The following is a 273-nucleotide window of genomic DNA, read 5'->3' as shown; positions in this document are numbered from 1 at the left end:
CTGCTAGTCGTTTAATTTCGGTATCGTTTGTTAGTGGTGTTAGGAATAAAAACTCATCGCTGGATTCTCGTACCAATAGGCTTAGCTGAGAGCGGAACCTCATTAAACGCAAAGCGATCTGTTTGAGTACTTTATCGCCATAGTCATGTCCGTGTGTATCATTGACACATTTAAAGTTATCTATATCGATAAACAATAATGAGAATTGCTCTGACTCTTGCTCAATCCATTTGCCAATATTTCTTCGCATGTATAGGCGGTTGGGTAGGGAAG

At 39.9% G+C, this 273-nt stretch carries 1 protein-coding gene; it reads right to left on the bottom strand.

The features are described 5' to 3' along the window. Positions 1–273, bottom strand: a 273-nt coding sequence (locus tag RG959_RS25305; protein WP_369335202.1) for a GGDEF domain-containing protein, incomplete at both ends; no start/stop codon positions are given.

It is taken from the genome of Domibacillus sp. 8LH (genome assembly GCF_038806185.1).
In the GTDB taxonomy this organism is placed as follows: domain Bacteria; phylum Bacillota; class Bacilli; order Bacillales; family Domibacillaceae; genus Domibacillus; species Domibacillus indicus_A.
Note: the sequence above shows the minus strand (reverse complement) of the source record. Positions and strands in the feature narration are given on the sequence as shown.